Here is an 889-nt window from a genome sequence, read left to right on the forward strand (position 1 = left end):
GCCGGGGACGATGGTCCCCAGGCCGCGGCCCGCCGCCTTTGTGCCGCGGCCTTCGTCAAGGAGGTACGCCGATGAGCGGATCCACGAGGACGATGACCGGGTTCGCGGTGGCCGGGCTGGTGGTGGCGACCGCGTACAGCGTGGCGCTGGGCGGCAACCCGTGGGTCTGGCTCACCTGGGTGGTGGTGGCGCTGGTGACGGCAGCGATGGTGGTGACGACCCACCGGTGAGGCGCCGGGCTCCGACGGATCGGAAACGGGTGCCCCGGCGGACCGGCGGACTGGCGGACTGGCGGACTGGCGGACTGGCGGACGGATCAGAAGCGGAACAGCGGGCCCGTGGCGGCGTCCATGGTGCAGGCGTTGGCGAAGGTCCGCTCCCAGTCGATGCGCCGGCCCCGCCAGACGCCCTCGGCGGTGACCGTCACCGGGTCGTACTGCTTGGTGCAGCCGTGCGGTTCGCCGCGCAGCGCGTCGAGATCGCCGCGGGCCCAGGTCAGTGCGGAACAGGCGGCGTCGTGCTGCGGATGGTGGTCGCGGCCGTCGGGACAGCGCAGCAGGACGCCGCGGATCCAGGTGTGCGCGGTGTCCGAGACGGTGAGGAAGACGCCCCGGTCCTCCTGGGGTGCGGCGGCGTCGGCGGGGGTGGCGGGGGCGACGGCCACCGCGGTGACGAAGGCGGCGGCGGTGACCGCTGCGGCGCGGGCCGCTCGGCGGCGTCGGCTGACAGGCATGGGTGTCTCCTGAGCGCTCGTGGGGGTGGGCGGCAGCGGGGGCGCCCCGGCCCGCCGGGGGGTGCCGGGCGGCCGCCCCCGAGCCCCCCCCCCCCCCCCCCCCCCGGGCCGGGGGGCCCCGGGGCGCCGCGGCGGGGGGCCCCCGCCCCGCCCCCG

The 889-nt window shown here is 78.0% G+C and carries 2 protein-coding genes; one reads left to right on the forward strand and one right to left on the reverse strand.

Features of this window, described 5'->3' with window-relative positions:
• Positions 1–71: 71 nt before the first annotated feature.
• Entirely contained in the window at positions 72–230 is a 159-nt protein-coding gene (locus ACFWWQ_RS23330) for a hypothetical protein (RefSeq protein ID WP_384599317.1), read from the forward strand.
• An 86-nt stretch (positions 231–316) separates the two neighbouring features.
• Here the strand turns inward: ACFWWQ_RS23330 and ACFWWQ_RS23335 are convergent, their stop codons facing one another.
• On the reverse strand, positions 317–733 hold the full coding sequence (locus ACFWWQ_RS23335; protein WP_384599320.1) for an SSI family serine proteinase inhibitor: 417 nt from the start codon (positions 731–733) through the stop codon (positions 317–319).
• Positions 734–889: the final 156 nt, after the last annotated feature.

This window comes from Streptomyces sp. NPDC059080 (assembly GCF_042739975.1).
Taxonomy (GTDB): Bacteria; Actinomycetota; Actinomycetes; order Streptomycetales; family Streptomycetaceae; genus Streptomyces; species Streptomyces benahoarensis.

Coding starts and splice junctions, on each gene's coding strand:
- ACFWWQ_RS23330 (WP_384599317.1), top strand. CDS start 72: ATGAGCGGATCCACGAGGACGATGACCGGGTTCGCGGTGGCCGGGCTG.
- ACFWWQ_RS23335 (WP_384599320.1), bottom strand. CDS start 733: ATGCCTGTCAGCCGACGCCGCCGAGCGGCCCGCGCCGCAGCGGTCACC.